Source organism: Treponema primitia (assembly GCF_046533075.1).
In the GTDB taxonomy this organism is placed as follows: Bacteria; Spirochaetota; Spirochaetia; order Treponematales; family Breznakiellaceae; genus Termitinema; species Termitinema primitia_B.
This window is the reverse complement of record NZ_JAJQRB010000032.1, coordinates 1-17,045: the sequence shown is the minus strand read 5'-3', so window position 1 is coordinate 17,045 and position 17,045 is coordinate 1. Positions and strand designations below refer to the sequence as shown.

General features: G+C 50.2%; 16 protein-coding genes and 1 tRNA gene. 10 read left to right on the top strand and 7 right to left on the bottom strand.

The genetic code is table 11. The features are described from left to right. Positions 1–48 precede the first annotated feature (48 nt). Complete coding sequence (locus LQZ19_RS06150) at positions 49–1,761, top strand: fibronectin type III domain-containing protein (protein ID WP_411046783.1); 1,713 nt, start codon at positions 49–51, stop codon at positions 1,759–1,761. Positions 1,762–1,803: 42 nt separating this feature from the next. On the opposite strand, the gene LQZ19_RS06145 is transcribed toward LQZ19_RS06150, so the two are convergent. Next, complete coding sequence (locus tag LQZ19_RS06145) at positions 1,804–2,793, bottom strand: nucleoside recognition domain-containing protein (protein WP_411046782.1); 990 nt, start codon at positions 2,791–2,793, stop codon at positions 1,804–1,806. A 59-nt stretch (positions 2,794–2,852) separates the two neighbouring features. Between LQZ19_RS06145 and LQZ19_RS06140 the strand changes: the two genes are divergently transcribed. From LQZ19_RS06140 to LQZ19_RS06125, 4 genes are all read left to right on the top strand, one after another. Then, positions 2,853–4,211: an MATE family efflux transporter gene (locus tag LQZ19_RS06140; RefSeq protein ID WP_411046781.1), complete on the top strand. Its 1,359-nt coding sequence runs from the start codon at positions 2,853–2,855 to the stop codon at positions 4,209–4,211. A 16-nt stretch (positions 4,212–4,227) separates the two neighbouring features. Beyond that, positions 4,228–6,381 (top strand): DUF4954 family protein, encoded by a 2,154-nt coding sequence (locus LQZ19_RS06135; RefSeq protein ID WP_411046780.1) that lies wholly within the window; start codon positions 4,228–4,230, stop codon positions 6,379–6,381. A 142-nt stretch (positions 6,382–6,523) separates the two neighbouring features. Continuing rightward, the gene (locus tag LQZ19_RS06130; RefSeq protein ID WP_411046779.1) at positions 6,524–6,895 is read left to right on the top strand and encodes a type II toxin-antitoxin system RelE/ParE family toxin; all 372 of its coding nucleotides are present in this window, start codon (positions 6,524–6,526) and stop codon (positions 6,893–6,895) included. Continuing rightward, entirely contained in the window at positions 6,882–7,187 is a 306-nt protein-coding gene (locus LQZ19_RS06125) for a helix-turn-helix domain-containing protein (protein ID WP_411046778.1), read from the top strand. Before LQZ19_RS06130 ends, LQZ19_RS06125 begins: the two co-directional genes overlap by 14 nt. A 19-nt stretch (positions 7,188–7,206) precedes the next feature. Here the strand turns inward: LQZ19_RS06125 and LQZ19_RS06120 are convergent, their stop codons facing one another. Continuing rightward, positions 7,207–8,319: a diacylglycerol/lipid kinase family protein gene (locus LQZ19_RS06120; protein WP_411046777.1), complete on the bottom strand. Its 1,113-nt coding sequence runs from the start codon at positions 8,317–8,319 to the stop codon at positions 7,207–7,209. Positions 8,320–8,486: 167 nt separating this feature from the next. On the opposite strand from LQZ19_RS06120, the gene LQZ19_RS06115 reads away from it, so the two are divergent. After that, complete coding sequence (locus tag LQZ19_RS06115) at positions 8,487–8,903, top strand: aspartyl protease family protein (protein WP_411046776.1); 417 nt, start codon at positions 8,487–8,489, stop codon at positions 8,901–8,903. 1 nt (position 8,904) lies between these two features. Here the strand turns inward: LQZ19_RS06115 and LQZ19_RS06110 are convergent, their stop codons facing one another. The 4 genes from LQZ19_RS06110 to LQZ19_RS06095 are packed head-to-tail and all read right to left on the bottom strand — an operon-like array spanning position 8,905 to position 13,381. Next, positions 8,905–9,558, bottom strand: a complete 654-nt coding sequence (locus LQZ19_RS06110) for an HAD family hydrolase (protein WP_411046775.1) — start codon at positions 9,556–9,558, stop codon at positions 8,905–8,907. Then, complete coding sequence (locus tag LQZ19_RS06105) at positions 9,545–10,876, bottom strand: xylulokinase (protein WP_411046774.1); 1,332 nt, start codon at positions 10,874–10,876, stop codon at positions 9,545–9,547. The genes LQZ19_RS06110 and LQZ19_RS06105 overlap by 14 nt, the downstream gene beginning before the upstream one ends. After that, positions 10,873–12,114, bottom strand: coding sequence for a ribose-phosphate diphosphokinase (gene prs / locus LQZ19_RS06100; protein WP_411046773.1), 1,242 nt, complete (start codon positions 12,112–12,114; stop codon positions 10,873–10,875). The genes LQZ19_RS06105 and prs overlap by 4 nt, the downstream gene beginning before the upstream one ends. 28 nt (positions 12,115–12,142) lie before the next feature. After that, on the bottom strand, positions 12,143–13,381 hold the full coding sequence (locus LQZ19_RS06095; protein ID WP_411046772.1) for an OmpA family protein: 1,239 nt from the start codon (positions 13,379–13,381) through the stop codon (positions 12,143–12,145). A gap of 78 nt (positions 13,382–13,459) precedes the next feature. On the opposite strand from LQZ19_RS06095, the gene LQZ19_RS06090 reads away from it, so the two are divergent. The 4 genes from LQZ19_RS06090 (at position 13,460) to LQZ19_RS06075 (ending at position 16,155) form a co-directional block, all read left to right on the top strand. Next, entirely contained in the window at positions 13,460–14,620 is a 1,161-nt protein-coding gene (locus LQZ19_RS06090) for an aldo/keto reductase (RefSeq protein ID WP_411046771.1), read from the top strand. A gap of 115 nt (positions 14,621–14,735) precedes the next feature. Beyond that, positions 14,736–14,809 (top strand) — tRNA-Ile (locus tag LQZ19_RS06085). A 68-nt stretch (positions 14,810–14,877) separates the two neighbouring features. Further along, on the top strand, positions 14,878–15,162 hold the full coding sequence (locus LQZ19_RS06080) for a hypothetical protein (protein ID WP_411046770.1): 285 nt from the start codon (positions 14,878–14,880) through the stop codon (positions 15,160–15,162). Positions 15,163–15,897: 735 nt separating this feature from the next. After that, positions 15,898–16,155: a hypothetical protein gene (locus LQZ19_RS06075; RefSeq protein WP_411046769.1), complete on the top strand. Its 258-nt coding sequence runs from the start codon at positions 15,898–15,900 to the stop codon at positions 16,153–16,155. A gap of 51 nt (positions 16,156–16,206) precedes the next feature. Here the strand turns inward: LQZ19_RS06075 and LQZ19_RS06070 are convergent. Beyond that, a partial coding sequence (locus LQZ19_RS06070; protein ID WP_411046768.1) for a tyrosine-type recombinase/integrase occupies positions 16,207–17,045 on the bottom strand: 839 nt, incomplete at its 5' end.

Below are 17,045 nucleotides of genomic sequence, written 5' to 3'. Positions count from 1 at the left end.
AAAACCCCCCTTAAAAAACCCCCCCCCTAAAACCCCAATACCCCCCCAATTTTTTTTTCCCCCCCCCCCCCCCCCCCCAGGTTTAATCTCCTCTTTTTTCCCCTGCTGATTATCCTGGCTGCCTTTCTTATCGGCTGTCCGGGTAACAGTCCCAACGATGACACCACCCCACCGGCGGAAGTAACGAATCTTTCTGCGGTTTCCGGCGATGCCATCGTAACCCTCACATGGACCGACCCTACGGACAGTGACTTTAAGGAAGTAGAAATCAGCATCAGCGGAACCGGGTATACCGGCGGTACAGTCACGGTTGCCAAGGGAATCAAAACTAAAGAAATTACCGGTCTTACCAACGATACGGAATACACCTTTACGGTGAAGACCGTGGATAAGGAAGGCAACAAAAGTGCAACAGGGGTAAGCAAAACCGCAACTCCTTCCGCTACCGTCGGATCATCCAAGACCCTCACTATTAAGAACATACCTTCGGTTAGTCCGGGAACCTATTATTGGATATATCTGTTAAGTGAATTTGAAGAAACCGCGGTACCCGTCGCAGGCTTCAAGGGCGGCCCCATTACCGGAGATACCCTCACCGGAACGCTGCTGACCGTTGAAAACAAAGGTGTACTGGAAATGCCGGACTATACCGCCACAGAGTGGACCGGTACCGGTGAATATTATATCTTTATGTTTACCGGAGCGGTGGAAGGCAGCAAGTGGATGGCTGCCACCGAAGGAAAGGTATCTTTCATTTCCAATGCAGTGGAAGTGGAAGCAAGCAACCTTCACGGGGACAGTGACGGCGAATCATCCATCAAGATAACCGGCATCCCTGCAGACTACGCAGGCTATAATGCCAATGTCTTTCTTTTTAGCACCATCCCCAGCGCAGGTTTATACAATGGGGACGACTTAATCAGGGCGGATACTAGTGTAGACGCCGGTAAGATAGATGGGCGCCTGCGCGGTCCTATAGAAGATAAGCCGTACCATGTGGTGATTACCTTTACTAAATATGACGGAACTTCGACTATGGTGACGACTTTCAAAAGTAAAACTACGCTATCATTGGGCGAAGACGCATTCGACTTTAGTAACAACTTTAGCTCGTATTACAGCGGTTCAGGAAAGAAAACCTTGAGCGGTACCAATACGGTCCTTAAGGTAGACGGCGCTACCCGATCAGATAGCAGCCTGCTAACATATCCCTCCCCCAGCGGCGGCAGTACCATAGAGGGTGCAATGATTGGCGGAGATGGTTCATGGACAATGGAACTTGACAGCAACCTCTTCCTGGTGGGTATTTTCATTTCAGAGACTACCAACAACGCGATCATGCGTTTGGATAAGTGGGTGTTACTAAACGACAATACATCGACAAGCATTGGAGCCGTGGGTACGTATGAGTACATTACCCTGAGCGGGACCGTGGGAACCATTACACTCAAGGATACTGTGATTGTACCGGGTAGCATTGGTTATTATTCACAAATCTACGCCGATTTCTCGCCCGCCGATAAAGAGGGGGGGCATGGGCAGGTTATCGGTGACCACTCGTGGACCATACTGATCAAACCCCAGACAACGCAACAATCGGTCACTTTCGAGTTTTCTATACATGATCAAATAATTCCGACGGATCAAAAAGAGTACCGGAAGCAGGTCACTCCAGCTTCACCGGTAACGGTATCAACCACCAAGGTAGAAGGTATAGTTTTGGGCAATGTTACCCTGGACGATTCGGATAAACGAGATTAGCGGATCGACTTACCGGGCCGTCATTGGGCGGCTCCGGTACCTCTACTCCACCCGTACCTGGTAGGAACGCATCACCAGGTAGCGGCGGAGCCGTTCCAGCCATACCGCCAGGGTTCCCAGGACAAACCGGGGGATGGCGGCCCAAAAGAAGGGGACGCCGATGGCCATAAAGAGCAGGGTATCCTCCAGGTGGGAGTGGCTCAGGCCGGCGTAATGATTAAAGAGGTCCGCATCGGTTTTTGAAACAGCCCCGATTTCAACCTCTTCTATAAGTACCGCCGATCCATAGGCCAAACCAACCACGGTTACCACCATCCATAGATACCCCGTATGCTCCGGAAGGCCGAACACATTCATCAAGGGAGCCATAAAACGGCCCAGGAGCCGCATGATCCCGAATTCGTCCAGGAGTTTCTGGACAAACATGATACCCAGAACAATGAGAAAAATGCGCAGTATATTAATAAGCGTTTCTATAAGCCATACCTTGAGTACCGCCGGCAACCCCGCAAGGTTCAAGCCAATACTGTGGATCCCAACAGAACCGGCTTCGGCGGCCGCCGCCCCATGAACGGGTCTTCCCAGTTCAGCGGGAAGGATAAAATGCAGGACCCAACCGGCCAAGATAGCGCTGAAGAGACGTAAAAAAACCATTTTGACCATGGAAGAACCGGTTTTTTGCATCACCGCACATTCCACGAAGAAATTATGGGCTAAGTAACACATAACCGCCAGAATCGTAAGCTCCCGGCCGGTCAAATCCAGGGTTCCTATCACCGCCAGGGCGGAATAAATATTGACAAAAATCGAGCTGATCAACACCAGCGCCGCTTCCCCGGGCAAACCCAAATAGTGCATCATGGGTCCCAGGAACCGGCCAATGTAGTAGAGCGCCCCCGAATAATCCAGGATCAGCACCGCAAAGGAGACGGGAATCATAATATAAAGCAGGAACCGCGCGGTGGTGAATGCTGGTTTCAGGGCTTTTCGGCCGGCCTCCGCAGCATGGTGTATGAAAGACTTCTTTTCCATAGTTATAACAAGGATTATAGCATAAAACAGCTGGAAGGCATATACTGGTCTGATATAAGATGGAAGAGTTCCAAAATCATCAGGATGAAAAATTACAACACATGACCACCGCTCCGGTTGAAAAACTGGTAGTGAGCTTGGGTATTCCCAGTATGATCATTATGATGACATCCGGCATCTACAATCTGGCGGATACTTATTTTGTCAGCTCCCTGGGAACCAGCGCGGTGGCCGCCGTGGGGGTAGTTTTCCCCCTGATGGCGATTATCCAAGCCCTGGGCTTCTTCTTCGGCCAGGGCTCGGGGAACTATATTTCCCGAGAATTAGGGGCCAAGCATTTTGATAAGGCCTCCCGGATGGCGGCCACCGGTTTTATCAGCTGCTTCATCGCCGCAGGGACGCTGGCAACCCTGGGGCTTATCTTCATCAAACCCCTGGCCATGGCTTTAGGATCAACCCCCACCATTCTTCCCCATGCCCTGGACTACATGCTGTTCATCCTTATCGGCGGCTCCTTTATGTCCGCTTCCCAGGTGCTGAATAACCAGCTCCGTTTTCAGGGCAGTTCCTTCTACGGCATGTTCGGCATGATCACCGGGGCGGCCCTCAATATCATCCTGGACCCCCTGTTTATTTTCGGCTTGCACATGGGGGTTCGCGGGGCCTCCCTGGCAACCGCCATAAGTCAGTTTATTGGCTGCATCGTCCTTCTGATATGCTGTACGAAAAAAGGTAATATCCCTATCAATCCTAAATACTTTTCTCCCAGTATCAAAAACTACCTTGAAATTGTCCGGGGAGGTATTCCTTCCCTGCTCAGGCAGGGGCTGCAGAGCGCCTCCACAATACTGATCAACCACCTTGCGGGACCATACGGGGACGCCGCCATCGCCGCCATAAGTATTGTGAACCGGCTCGGTATTATCGCCGGCCAGATGGTCATGGGAATAGGCCAGGGTTTCCAGCCGGTATGCGGCTTTAACTACGGTGCAAAACTCTACGGCAGGGTAAAAAAAGCCTTCTGGTTCTGCGCCCGGTTCGCTACCGCCGGCATGACGATACTCGCCCTGCTGTTGGCCATCTTCGCCCCGCAGATAATCTCCCTGTTCCGTAAAGATGACCCGGAACTGCTCGCCATCGGCGTCCGGTACCTTCGCTTCCACTGCATCGTCATGCCCTTCATGGGATGGGTAGTCATCTGCAACATGATGGCCCAGACCATGGGTAAAGCCCGGATAGCGAGCCTCCTGGCCCTGTCCCGTCAGGGTCTGTTCCTGCTGCCCCTCCTGCTGATCTTCCCGGCCCTATTCGGCCTCCTGGGAATACAGTTAAGCCAGCCCGCTTCGGATATCGCCTCCTTCTTTTTTTCCCTTCCCTTTGCGGTTAAGATATTACGGAAAGAACTGAAGGAAAAGTAAAGCAAAGGAGAAGATAATGACAGAAATTTCGGCGCAGGCGCCCGATCGTTATGGATATGATTTTATTCCCCCCGCATATCTCCCGGCGGGGAAAGACGAATACTGGCTGCGGAATGAGCAGATCGGGGTATGGAAAAAAACCTGGCGTAAGCTCAAGGTCCAGGAAATGGAAATCCTGGTTAAAAACGATAACTTCTGTTCTAATTGGGATAATTTTTTGGTAAGCGATCCCTTTGATCCGTCACTGATCCGGAATTCAAACTTTTACGGGCTTATACGCCTGGGGGCGCTGAGGGAAATGCTCCTGCGGCACCACGATTACAGTATCCCCGCGGGTATACGGAACAGTACGGTGATTTCCTGCGACATAGGGGATAATACCGCCATCCAGGACTGTCCTTTCATTTCCCATTACATCATCGGCGACCGGGTTATCCTTTCCCGGATAGACGAGATGCAGACAACCAACCATGCAAAATTCGGCAACGGAATAATCAAGGACGGTGAGGATGAGGATGTCCGGGTTTGGATCGATGTGATGAACGAAGCGGGAGGCCGGTCCATCCTGGCCTTCACGGAAATGATATGCGCCGACGCCTATCTTTGGGCCTGCTACCGGGATGATACGGAATTGACAGAAAAACTAAGGGTCATTACACAGAAAAACTACGATAGCAGACGCGGATTTTATGGGATAGTTGGTTCAGGGTCGGTTATAAAAAGCTGCGGGGTAATTAAGGATGTGGCCGTGGGGGAAGCGGCCTATATTAAGGGGGCCAATAAGCTTAAAAACCTGTCTATCCTTTCATCGGAGGATGAACCCAGCCAGATCGGGGAAGGGGTGGAGATGATAAACGGCATTGTGGGTTACGCATGCCACGCCTTCTACGGCTCCAAGGCGGTACGTTTTGTCATGGGAAGGCGGAGCAACCTCAAGTACGGCGCCCGGCTGATCCATTCGGTTCTGGGGGATAATTCCACCGTCTCCTGCTGTGAAATTCTTAACAACCTGATTTTTCCCACCCATGAACAGCACCACAACAATTCTTTTCTCATCGCCGCCATGATCCAGGGGCTTTCCAATCTCGCCGCAGGGGCGACCATCGGGTCAAACCACAACAGCAGGGCTAATGACGGGGAGATCCGTGCGGGCCGCGGTTTCTGGCCGGGACTTTCGGTAAGCCTGAAACATTCCAGCCGCTTCGTTAGTTTTGTTATCATCGCCAAGGGGGATTACCCCCGGGAACTCAACATCACCCTCCCCTTCTCCCTGGTGAACAACAATGTGCAGAAGGACCGGCTGGAGGTGATGCCCGCCTATTTCTGGATGTACAATCTCTACGCCCTGGAACGGAATTCCTGGAAGGCCATGGACCGGGACAAACGGATTATCAAGGTCCAGCACATTGAGACGGACTACCTTGCCCCGGACACGGCGGAAGAAATAATCGCCGCCCTTGGGCAGATGGAAACTTGGCTGGACGTTGCGGACCGGCCCGTGGAGCCGGAAGATAATGCCGACGGAGAGATCCCCGCCCCGGGCTTGGAACATAAGCGGCAGGCGGTACTCCTCAAGCCCCGGAAAGCCCGTGCCGCCTACCGGGAAATGCTCCGCTTCTACGCCGGAAAGACCCTCATTGCCTACCTGGAATCAAACCCGGACCTTTCCTTTGCGTCCCTGGCGGAAGAACTGGGGGACGCCAAAAACTGTAATACAGATCGTATTACAGATTGGGTAAACCTGGGCGGTCAAATCACCCCCGCCTTTCGTGTAGATAAGCTGCGCGCCCAAATCCGGGAGGGCAAACTGGACAGCTGGGAAGCTATCCACAAAGCCTACGATGAATTTTGGGCAGCCTATCCCCTGGATAAGGCCCGGCACGCCTGGGGGGTCCTTACATACCTCCGTGGCAAGGGGCCTGCCAATACCGGCGACTTTATCAAAGAACTGGACCACACCCTGGAAACCCGGCGATGGGTTGCGGATCAGGTCTACCGCAGCCGGGCCAAGGACTTCCTCGATCCCTTCCGGAGCATCACCTACCGTAACAAAGAAGAGATGGATCAGGTGGCCGGGAAGGCGGAGGATAACTTTTTCATAAAACTGACCAGAGAAAAGCTGGGGCAGTTTGAGGAAACAGTAAAACTGTTAAAGGAACGGCTTAGGTAAGCACCGGTATGGCAAGTTCGGTCAGCTCAATGGCGGCGGGGAAATCTTCCGGTTTAAGGATATGCTCCCTGGTGGTAAAAAAAACTTTAAAATAAATACAAATAGCATTGACAAATATACCAAATTTGGTATATTCTCAATTATGGTCTACGATGTTATAATCTTGGAAGAAGCAAAGGATTTTCTTTCTTCCTTAGAAATAAAGACAATGGCAAAATCATATCGAACTATAAAAATGTTGAGCGAATTTGGTCCGATATTGACTTTGCCACATTCAAGAAAAATAGTTGGGACTGAGGATTTATATGAATTACGAATACAAGTAGCCACAAATATTTGTAGATTGTTTTATTTTTATTATAATAAGGAAATTTATGTAATATTATCCGGTTTTATAAAAAAACAGGATAAGACTGATCCAAAGGAAATCGAGAGGGCTTTAAACATAAGGAAACAATACATTGAGGGAAAAGAGGACGAAAAAACCAGGGAGAACACCGATGAAAACGACTAGAATCACGGAATACAAATTTGAAGATTTACTCGAAAAAAAAATGAAGGATGTCGAATTCCGGCAAGAGTACGAAAGGCTGGATAAAGAATTTGAACTTGCCGAAGAAATAATAAAATTAAGAATTGAAAAAAACATGACGCAAAAAGATTTAGCGCAAATCGCAGGGACATCACAACCGGCAATCGCACGTTTGGAATCAGGAAAATATAGTAACATTTCAATGTCTTTTTTAAGGAAAATAGGAAAGGCATTAAATGCTATTCCGGAAATTCATTTTAAAAAAGCAGAATGATCCCACCTTATCATTTCGTCTACTTTAAAACCGGTATGGCAAGCTCGGTCAGCTCTATGGCGGCGGGGAAATCTTCCGGTTTGAGCAGCACCGTCTCTCCGTCCATCTGGGCTAAGATGGGGTTTTCGCCCCGGAACTCCACCCGGTGGGCGTTGAATAGTTTTGATTCCGGCTTGTGGATATGCTCCCCGGTGGTAAAGAGCCCCTTCAAGGCCACCTTGCGGAACAGGGACATCTGCTCAACCACACAAACGTTGCGGTCATCCGGAAGTATCCGCTTGTTGGAACCGTAGCTGCGGTGACCGGTGGCGCCCACCGCTAAAAGAAGGACCCGCTCGTCAAAGCTCTCCACCTGACGGCCCGCCTCATCGTATGCCGAAACATCCATGGGTCCCACCCGGTAGATCCGGTCGTAGAGCAGGGAGGCGATATCCACCCAAAGCTTATAGGAGTCCCCGGGCAGCTTACCCTTCATCTTATTGGTCATATGGGTAACAAAGGCGTCCAAGCCCACCGAAAGGATATTGAAGGCCAGGAAAGGACCCTTCCGCGGCGTAGCGGTGGTAAGCCGTACCGCCCGGGCGTATTCGATATTTGAAGGATAGATAAGCCGGCCAAGCACGCTTTCCAGTTCCCGGCCATCGGCGCCGTCGTTACCGGTCCCCATGGGAAGCCTGAGTACGCCGAAGTTTGCACGCAGGGCCGCCGGAGCCGCGTAAAGCGCCGTCAGTGCTTCCAGGCTGGTCCCGTCCCCTCCAGCGGTAAGGATAAGATTGAAGGGGGACTGCTTGCCGCCATGGGCCGAAACCGCATCATCCAGAAGGGCTTTAACGATTTTACCCGCAGTTCCCGGCCCCGTGGTAGGGACCAGCCCCAGCCTGCCGAGACTGCCCCTGCCCGGGTCGGCATCCAGAGCCGCCCGAGACGGCCCCGCATCTTCCCGCAAAGGATTGACAGCCGCTTTTTCCATATACGTTTTCAGGGCCGCATAATGCCGCTTCCACCGGGAGCCGATGGTAAAACCCCCCGCCTTAGGGTTGGCGATGATGGTCCATACCAGAGGCCGTCCGGGGGCAACAAGGCTATGGGAACAAATATTCGCCATGGCCGCCGCGAAATCGTCAAGGTTCATAAGCAAGGGTGGCATGAAAAGCCGGAACGGTCAAGCTTAGGCCATTTTTTCTCATCGGACTAATGCATTTTACCAGGCAGTACCATACATGGTGTGCGGGGGTAGTCGGACCGTTGGCCCGTACGTCCCCGGTATGGTAAACTAATCTTAATGGAGAGCGAGGCAAAATGATGGGAACAGTGTATGAAGAAATCACCCTGAAAAACCAGGGTGATATAACGAGATTTGGAGATGGATATCTCAAAGAACCGGAAATCCGTCAAATGACGGTACAGTCCGTGGTTGATACCGGGGCGGAAACCCTGGTTATCAGTGAAGCAGTGCAGAAAGAACTGGGGCTACGGACGGAGCACCTGCACGAATCTACACTGGCAAATGGGGAAAAGGTGATCTGCAAGATAGCCGAGGCCGTAAAGGTGTACTGGAAGGATCGTTCCATGGCTTGTGAGCCCTGGGTACTCCCCGGCGCATCGGAAGTACTTCTCGGCTCAATCCCCCTTGAAAACATGGACCTCATGGTGGACCCCACGGAACGGAAACTGGTCGGCGTCCACGGCGATAAGCCCCTGGGGCGCATCTGGTAAGCTATAGGAGCAAAATGCCGGGCAGCCCGTACAGATCCTCCACCCCGTCCACCAGGATGCCCCCCATACCAAGTTCCAGGGGCAGGGCAAGGTCGATATCGTAGCGGTCGCCGATGGAAACACAGGCTTCAACAGGGGCGCCAAGCAGTTCCGCGGCCCTGCGCAGGGGCTTTTCGTGGGGCTTGGAGACGCCGCAGGTATCCAGGCCGACTATCACCGGGAAAAGGTCCTCCACACCCAGGCAGGCCAGGGTCTTCCGGGCCACCAGAACGGGGTTATTGGTGAGCACACCCAGAGTAAGGGATGACGCCGAAAGCGAGGCTAGGGTTTCCCGGAGCTTAGTGTCCGGCTTCAGGTACTGGGCCGGGTCGTAGAGTTCCTCCCGCCAGCGTATGCTCTCTTCAATGGAAATCCCAAAGGCTTCCTTAAAAAGATTTCCCAGGCTTACCTGTTTCCCCCCGTGGGTTTCCGCCCAATGACGGCGGAATCCGGCAATTTCTTCCTTCATTTTTTCAAAGCTGATCCCCCGGATAGCGGCAAGCCGTTCAATCGGGCTGTCGATCTGAAAGCGAAGATATTCATCATGGGTGTAGAGGGTTCCGTCCATATCAAAGATGAGGGCCGATATGTGGGCGGGAAGTTTATAACACTTCATGAAGCGCCTCCCCTACCCTATCCCGCAGTTCCCGGCGGTTCTGAAAGCGCTGTTTGTAGGCTGCCGCGGTATGCTCATCCGGGATGTATCGTTCCTGTATATGCACAATCTGCCCTATACCTTCCCGCAAATCCGACGCTTCCCCCAGGGCTATGGCCCCCAGAACCGCGTCCCCAGCCAACTCGCCATCCTTTTGTTCCGGGACCAGCAGGGCAGAGCCGGTCAGATCCGCCTTGAGCTGATTCCAGCGGCGGCTTTTACTCTGCCCCCCGGAAAGGCGCATCTCCGATACCGGAAACCCATGCCGGCCCAGGGTGTCCATGGCGGCCCTCACCTCAAAACCCATGGCCAGCAACACCGCCTGTCCCAGTTCCGCCGGATCCAGGATCCGGCCTTCGGGAATAAGTTCCGTCAAGGTATCCTCGTAGGGACGCTGCTCCTGACCGCTCAGGGTTCGGTACCGCTCAAAGAGCCGCCCCGACGATGGGATGATGACACTGACATTCCGGTAACCGGGATTCACGTGGGGCAGGACCCGAAGCTCCGGGCTATTTGTAACGGAGTTCCCCGTACAGTAGTTTATCCCCTCGGAAGTACCCGCCCGGTCACAAACCATGCCCGGCTCAACGGTCCCGGTCCCGATGAGGGCCATGATAAAGTCGGAACCCCCGGCTATGATGGGTATCCCCACGGGCAGCCGTTCCTCCGGGAAGCCTCCGGCCAAGCCGCTTAAGCGATGGACCGCCTCCGAAGAAAGGCGGCCTATGACGGTCCCCAGGTCCACAAAGGGAGGAAACTTCCCCATATCCAAACCCAGTATTCCGCATTGGGCGGCGTCCCAGTAATAGGGTTCGTAGGATGCGGGGAGCGCCGTCACCGCATCCGCCCCTAAGCGCCAGGAAAGCCATTCCTGGGCGGAAAAAAGATACCGGGTTTTTTCATAAACCCCCGGACATTCCCGGAGAAAGCGCAGCGCATGGGGCAAAAAGAAGGACCGTATCGTGGGCGCCCTCGGGGAGCCCTGGTACCAGTGAAGGGGGGCAAGGGTCTCGCCGGAAGCGGTAAGGGGAACCAGGGTAGGACCGTTTCCGGATATGCAAATTGCAGCAGGTTTGCATACTTCAGCCTGGGAAAGGAGTACCCCCAGGGCCCGGGACAAAGCCCTTTCCCAGCCGTCCGCAGTTACCGGCCCGGTACTTCCGGCAGCGGTATAAGCCTCCCGGGAAAAACCATGGGAATGACCATCGGTATCTATAAGAGCGGCCTTTAGGGATGATGTACCAATATCGGCGCAGAGTATGGTCCGGAGAGAACTCATAAAGGACGGTTATCTGAAAGACGTTTTTCTATGATAGCCCGGTTATCCAGAAGCGAACTGAGAGAAAGGCCCTGATGGAGCCGGGAAATAGTCTGGGCAAACAGTTTGGTGATATTTACGCTCACATACCATTCACGCTTCAAAAGCTCTTCCTGGTAGATCGCATTGGTCCCGATGATGCGGTAAAAAAGGCCGTCCTTGTAGGCCTGGTCAAAATAGTTGATGGCGTTTCCGGAAAACATGGGAAGGCTGATGGCGGCAATCACCTGCCGGGCCCCCTGATCCTTGAGGAATTGCATAGCCTTGAGCAGGGTACCCCCGGTACCCAGCATGTCGTCGGCCATAAACACGGTCTTCCCCGAAACATTACCCAGGAGCTTAATCTCGGAAATATTGTTTTCCATGGCGTCCTTGGTTACCCGGGAATAGTCCCGTTCCTTGTACAGCAGCGCCAGGGGCTTTTTGAAGGCCGTAGCATAAAACTTGTTCCGGTCCACCGCCCCGGTATCCGGAGAAACCACCACAAGATCGTCTCCGCGAATCTCCGTAACCTTGGAAAGCTGCCGTATAATCTGATAACTGGCGTGGAGATTCTCCAGGCGCATAAACTTGAAGGCATTTACGATTTCCCGGGAATGGATATCCAGGGTGATAATCCGGTTCACCCCCAGGGATTCCAGGATGCCCCCCACCCTGCTGGCGGTAAGCCCCTCCCGCCCCTTCCGCTTGTGCTGCCGGGAATAGGGGTAGGTGGGGATAACCAGGGTAACCCGGTCAGCCCCGGCCTGTTTTACCGCATCCACGGTAACAAATATGCTCATCAGGTGATCGTTGATAGAAAGCGCCCTGGTCAGGCTGCCGTCATTAAAACTCAGGGGATAGTGATTTTCCACATCCTGGACGATATAAATGTCCTTCCCCCGGATAGATTCCAGAATCTCCGCTTTAAGCTCCCCGTTGGGAAACATGGTAAACCGGGCGGGAACCTTGAACTGGGGGGTATGGTACTTGAGGAAGCCCCCCTGGGCAAGGGACGTAAGAGGCCCGGCATCGTTGATAAAGTTGATCTGCCGGACCACGTCATCGGTGTTCATATTGTACTGCCGAACCAAATCGGACACGGTTACATCGTATTTATGGCGGTAGTACTTTTTCAGATGAAGGATCACTTCATCCGCAAAAACTTCCCCACCAGGACATGCTAGGACGGCAAGATTTGCCGGATTAGAATAATTCATCGGTAGTATGGTAATACCACATTAAGACTTAGTTTTCAAGTATGGTAATTTCCACCCGCCGGTTCCGCCGCCGTCCCGCCTCGGTACGGTTATCCCCCAGGGGCTTTTCAGCGCCGTACCCCCGGACCACCATCCGCTCCGGCCCCCGCACCTTCTGAGTGATCAGGTACTCCGCCACCGAGGCAGCCCTATCCCGGGAAAGCTGCATCCGCCCCGCCTCGGTCCCCGCCAACGCCGTATGGCCGCCCACCAGGATGTCCCTGTTCGGATATCGTCGCAGTATCTCGCTGATTTTAGCCAGCTTGGCCCGCTCTTCAGGCAAAAGTACCGCCGATTCCGCCTGAAACTGCACATTTTCCAGGCTGATGGTTATCCCCTCGTCCACAACCCGCGCCGAAGCGTCGGCTATGCCCAGGTTTGCGATATCCCGGTTAATATCCCAAACCGCCTGTTCCTTGTCCATACGGGGCGACTCGACAATCTCAGCCTCGGCGGTCCCGCAATATTCCACGGTCCGCCCGTCGGAAAGCTCAAAGATCATGCGGAAGGTTTCGGTATAGGCCGCAGCCTGACCCAGCTCGAAATCCCAGAACACCCTCTGATCCGAAGCCCCCAGGATACGCCGCGGCCATATCTTGCCCGCCACCGGATTAGGTTCCGAAAATATCCGGTAGGACACCGAAAAGGCCGGATACAGCCTCCCCTTCCATTCCTGCTCCCCTAAAAAGGTATAATTCGCCGTAAAAGGAATACGGTAAGGCTCGGGAATACCAAAACTATCCCGGAAATCGTGCATTTCATGCCCCTCGGCGCTCCAGGAATCCCCAACCTTGAGGTTCCGGTCCGGAAAAACCGGTACATTTCTCACCACGGGCATAAAAAAATGCCGATCTATGGTGATATATCCCCGCGCATCCCGTTGAAACTCCGATTCATACTCCCGTTCCCATTGATAACTCTGTCCCTCAGCGTATCCGTCGGACCGAACAGCCGGTTCTGTCCGCAAAGCCCGTTCCGCAGTCTGGAAAACCGCCCGGTGCCGCCCGGTCCCACCCCCGGCCTCAAGAACCTCCACGGCAATCCGGTTCAGAATCTCCGACCTAAGACTCAGCCTTCGGTTTACATACCCTTCCTCATGAACCGTCGAGAGAATGCGGTACCGGTCCCCCGCTGTATGCTTATAAACGAATTGTTCCGCCCAAAGACAGGGAGCAGCGGACAACAGAACTGCCAGAAACAGCATAGTAAAACCGGACTTTTTACGCATATACTTCTCTTATCGGCGGGATTGGCGGAGCTGATGACCCGGGTAGATATCGCCTATAAGTGTCTAAGGAGGAACAACATGCAATATCGGGATGACCCGGTTTCGGGAAATAAACTATCAATATTGGGACTTGGCTGTATGCGGTTTTCACGGAACATGGCCGAAACGGAGCGTATGATTTTACGGGCAATTGACGGGGGTGTGAATTATTTTGATACCGCATACATATATCCAAAAAGCGAAGAAACATTGGGGGCGATCCTTGGGAAGCATAAAAAGCGGACATCCGTTTTTATCGCCACAAAACTACCCTTAATTTTATGCAAAGGTCCCGATGATTTTGACAAGTTTTTTAACAAAGAGCTTGAACGCCTTCAAACTGATTACATCGACTATTACTTGATGCACATGATAACCGATTCCGCACAGTGGGAACAATTTTGCGGATGGGGAATAGAACAATGGATAAGCGAAAAAAAGCGGGCCGGGAAAATACGTCAAGCGGGCTTTTCATTCCATGGTTCCCTGGGAGAATTCATAAAAGTACTCGACGCCCGTCAATGGGATTTTTGTCAAATTCAATATAATTATTCCAATGAAAATTATCAGGCCGGTAAAGAAGGTTTAAAGGCCGCTGCCGCAAAGGGAATACCGGTTATGATTATGGAACCCTTACTTGGGGGAAGACTTGCCGCAGGATTACCCAAGGAAGCGCTTGCCTTATTTTCCAAAGCCGATCCTTCCCTTTCCCCCCCAGCCTGGGGACTCCGCTGGCTTTGGAATCAAAGCGAAGTAACGGTTGTATTAAGCGGCATGAGTACCACCGAGCAAATGGACGATAATCTTCGCTCCGCCGAAGGCGCCCGCTCTCTGACAGAAGCGGAACTGGCGGTTTATACCGAAGTGATTGCCCTATTCAACGGAGCATACAAAATTCACTGTACGGGATGCAATTATTGTATGCCCTGTCCCAAGGGTATAAACATTCCCGGTTGTTTTGCCGCTTATAACACCAGTTTTTCACAAAACTTTACAATAGGGATACAGCAATTTCTTACCAGCACTGCAGCGGTAAGTAAAAACCCACACAGCCCAAGACTTTGTGTTGAATGCGGCAAATGTGAAAGCCATTGCCCCCAGCATTTACCAATCCGCAAGGCGCTCAAACAAGTAGCGAGCCGCCTGGAACCATTCCCGGTACGGCTAGGCCTATCCATTGCCCGGCGATTTCTCCAATAATACCCGAAATCACCTATACATTTGTTATGTAAATCAGGCCTTGGATTCGTTCCCTACACGATATATTGACTTTTTAGTCTGTTTAGGATATAAAAGTATAGTTGGATTGTTTTTTGGGCCTTTGGCTCAGTTGGTTAGAGCTGCGGACTCATAATCCGTAGGTCCCTGGTTCAAGTCCAGGAAGGCCCAAAAAACAATCCCTGCAAGGGATTTTTTTTGGCGGTCCCTTCCGTTGTTGCTGCATTAAGGAGGATAGAATGAAACTAATATTGGATAATGGACTCACCCTTGAAGGTGAAGAGACTTTTAAGAAAGCTTTGAAGTCGTATGAAAAGGATACTGAATACGATTCAGTAACCAGGCAAGACATCAATGTTAATAGTCAAACTGATATTGATAAAGCAGAGATGTATAGAAAATGGCAATTAGAAGATAGAGCAAGGATGAAAAAGCCGCTTATCATACTGGCGATAATTTTTGGCTCCATTTTCCTCTTCTGTATCTCCCAGTGGATCTATTACGTATTTATATTCAAACCATAATAAAAAGAGGGACCATTTTTGGTGGTCCCTCTTTCCTTTAAGGAGTAATTAAATGACAGCTTAAAAGGAGGCTGCTGTTATGGACTTGAAGGGTTCTGCCCGCCGACCGGAGGGAGGAAAAGGCGCCATGGATGACGCCGCACCGCCGTAAGGCGGTGCATAAAATCCCTTCATATCGGCAAACGGCCTGAAGGGACGTATGGCGCCGGCAGGGCTGAACCCCGGCCCGGAAAGCCGAGACAGGATGTCGAGGCTTGGAGGGCAAGTCCAGGAAGGCCCACTAAATTACTTTGGCTTGGAGGGCAAGTTAATAAAGAGTTAAATTACATTTTCATCATAACCTATTCTAAAATAAATTAACAGGGGGTTTCAAGGTATATTCAAGGGAAGGGAATAAACACTAGGAATCTTTACATTTTGGGGGAAAGAACCGGGTAGGGAATACTTAGAATCATTGAACTAGTGCTTAATCACTACCTACAGTTCCTTTAAACATTTATGTACTTTTTGGGAAAGAACCGGATATACCTTCCTACAGAATCATTAAGTTCTTGTATACCACTACCTACAGTTCATTCAGGTATTCGCCAGCAAAAAAATACTTTTACTAATCCCCTACTAACTATATATAAGGGAATAATCCCCCTTGTAATCATACTACCACCGTTTACGGTATAACCAACACCACCACTATTCTTTCAATAGTGGTTTTTTTATTTTTATACTAATACTAATATGATTACATTATTCAAGGGGATTACTTTTAATCCCACTACCAACACTATCGCCGGTTCATTAGATGATTATATTCTAATGAATGATACCTATCCAGGAACCACCACTAGTTTGAAAGGTGCTTCATTCGCTGTTAAAATGTTTCTCTTAAAGAGGGGAACACCAAAACTACAACATTGGGGCTATTCAAGATTAGAATACATTACTAAAACTGTATTTAAAATAAAAAGTAATCCTGATTATGAATTAATAATCTAAAAAATAATTCCCCGGAAATAAAAATATAATTTCCGGGGATTATTATATATACTATTTTTTATTTTTATTACTTTTACTATTCCTAAGCTTAGTTAAACCATCCCAGGAATTATTCTCTTGTTTCTTAGAGGTTAGATAGGAATCCTTACTACTTAAATCTCTATGATTCACCATTCTTGAAATACTAACACTATCAACGCCTAGTTCATTTAATTCTTGAATAAAGGTATGCCTAATACAATGAGAGGTTATATGTTTATCAATATTGAGGGCTTTTAAGGCCATTTTAAGCCCTCTATTCATCATAACATCAAGGTTATAAGAACCGTGAGCTTTCCAACGTTTTACAAGCTCACTAAACTTTACAGTATCATTATTCTTTATTTTCATAGGTGTTAAACATTCTTTACCTTTACTAACATAATAAGCTAGGCCATTAACAACTTTAGTAATTTTAGAGAATGAATCTATCCTAACACCAAAATTAATTTGGTAATAAAGAGTGTTATAAAGGTAATCATCATTCTTTTTGAACCAGTTCAACACTTTTAATTCTTCATCATAGGATAGTAACTCTTTTTGTTTTTTTAATTCCCTACCATTCTTATTTAATTTTTTTTGATAGAATGGGTTTTTCATACTTTCCATATATTCATCATTATCAATAATGAACTGAAATAACAATCTAATCGCTGTAGTATAATTATTGATAGTTTTATTAGAAAAGCTATTTTTTTCTAGGTAACTCTTAAAAGCTCTCGCCGTTTCAAAATTGGAATACGCCGGTTCAATTCTAGTTTCATTACAAAATTGGATATACTTATTGATTCCAGCTCTATAGGTTTTAGAAGTGTTTCCTTTATCACTATAGGTTTCTAGGAATTGATATA

Excerpts from the sequence above, each read along its gene's own strand:
- LQZ19_RS06090 (WP_411046771.1), top strand. The coding sequence starts at position 13,460 with ATGCAATATCGGGATGACCCGGTTTCGGGAAATAAACTATCAATATTG.
- LQZ19_RS06080 (WP_411046770.1), top strand. The coding sequence starts at position 14,878 with ATGAAACTAATATTGGATAATGGACTCACCCTTGAAGGTGAAGAGACT.
- LQZ19_RS06140 (WP_411046781.1), top strand. The coding sequence starts at position 2,853 with ATGGAAGAGTTCCAAAATCATCAGGATGAAAAATTACAACACATGACC.
- prs (WP_411046773.1), bottom strand. The coding sequence starts at position 12,114 with ATGAATTATTCTAATCCGGCAAATCTTGCCGTCCTAGCATGTCCTGGT.
- LQZ19_RS06120 (WP_411046777.1), bottom strand. The coding sequence starts at position 8,319 with ATGAACCTTGACGATTTCGCGGCGGCCATGGCGAATATTTGTTCCCAT.
- LQZ19_RS06130 (WP_411046779.1), top strand. The coding sequence starts at position 6,524 with ATGGTCTACGATGTTATAATCTTGGAAGAAGCAAAGGATTTTCTTTCT.
- LQZ19_RS06145 (WP_411046782.1), bottom strand. The coding sequence starts at position 2,793 with ATGGAAAAGAAGTCTTTCATACACCATGCTGCGGAGGCCGGCCGAAAA.
- LQZ19_RS06095 (WP_411046772.1), bottom strand. The coding sequence starts at position 13,381 with ATGCGTAAAAAGTCCGGTTTTACTATGCTGTTTCTGGCAGTTCTGTTG.
- LQZ19_RS06110 (WP_411046775.1), bottom strand. The coding sequence starts at position 9,558 with ATGAAGTGTTATAAACTTCCCGCCCACATATCGGCCCTCATCTTTGAT.
- LQZ19_RS06115 (WP_411046776.1), top strand. The coding sequence starts at position 8,487 with ATGATGGGAACAGTGTATGAAGAAATCACCCTGAAAAACCAGGGTGAT.
- LQZ19_RS06135 (WP_411046780.1), top strand. The coding sequence starts at position 4,228 with ATGACAGAAATTTCGGCGCAGGCGCCCGATCGTTATGGATATGATTTT.
- LQZ19_RS06125 (WP_411046778.1), top strand. The coding sequence starts at position 6,882 with ATGAAAACGACTAGAATCACGGAATACAAATTTGAAGATTTACTCGAA.
- LQZ19_RS06105 (WP_411046774.1), bottom strand. The coding sequence starts at position 10,876 with ATGAGTTCTCTCCGGACCATACTCTGCGCCGATATTGGTACATCATCC.
- LQZ19_RS06075 (WP_411046769.1), top strand. The coding sequence starts at position 15,898 with ATGATTACATTATTCAAGGGGATTACTTTTAATCCCACTACCAACACT.